This is a genomic window from Arthrobacter sp. GCM10027362 (genome assembly GCF_042679445.1).
GTDB lineage: Bacteria > Actinomycetota > Actinomycetes > Actinomycetales > Micrococcaceae > Crystallibacter.
The window spans coordinates 1-952 of sequence record NZ_JBHTML010000400.1; the positions used below are offsets into that span (position 1 = coordinate 1).

Genomic DNA, 952 nt, shown 5'->3' on the forward strand with positions numbered 1-952 from the left:
CTAGGGTGTGTCTCCTTATTGTCCTGAGGGGTTTCCCGGCGGGATGCTGGAGGGATGGGACGCGACTCTGTCCTGACCGATGAGCAATGGGCCCGGATCGAGCCGCTGCTGCCGTCCTCGGCCGGGCACCCGGGACGCCCGTTCCGTGACGACCGGCGCGTGGTGGAGGGGATTATCTACCGGTACCGGTGCGGGATCGCCTGGCGTGACGTGCCGGCAGGGTTCGGCCCGTGGCAGACGCTGTGGAAACGCCACCGCCGCTACAGCGGGGACGGGACCTGGGACAGGATCCTGGCCGCGCTGCTGGGGGAGGCGGAGAAGGTCGGGCTGATCGACTGGGCCCTGTCGGTGGACTCGACCATCGTGCGGGCCCACCAGCACGCGGCGAACCTGCCCCGCGCCCCCGGGGAACGGGCCGGTGGGGCCGGGCCTGCCGGCTGAGCCGGCCGACCATGCCCTGGGCTGTTCCCGGGGCGGGCTGACCACCAAGATCCATGCCCTGACCGACGGAGCCGGACGGCCCCTGGTGGTGCTGGCCGGGGCCGGCCAGGGCGGGGACGCCCCGGCGTTTCCGGTCCTGATGTCCGCCCTGCACGTGCACCCGCCCGGCCCGGCCCGGCCGCGGACCCGGCCGGAGCGGGTGCGCGGGGACAAGGCCTACTCCTCGACGGCGATCCGCACCCACCTCAGGTCCCGCCACATCACAGCGGTGATCCCGGAACCGGCCGACCGGCAGGCCAACCGCCGGCGCCGGGGACGGAACGGCGGCAGGCCGCCGGCTTTCGACCGGCAGGACTACCGGGAACGGAACGTAATCGAGCGGTTCTTCGGCCTGCTCAAGCAGTGGCGGGCGCTGGCCACCCGGTTCGACAAGCTCGCCCTGACCTACCGCGGCGGCACCATCCTGCGCGCGATCACCATCTGGCTCAAGGCATTAGGAGACACACCCTAG

The 952-nt window shown here is 72.5% G+C and carries 1 protein-coding gene; it reads left to right on the plus strand.

The window, feature by feature from the left end:
* The first annotated feature begins 54 nt into the window (after positions 1-54).
* Positions 55-952 (plus strand): IS5 family transposase gene (locus tag ACFQ36_RS22970; protein ID WP_377017907.1). Its coding sequence is split into 2 segments (ribosomal slippage): positions 55-435 and positions 437-952, totalling 897 coding nucleotides; the frame shifts between segments, so codons are not numbered across the junction.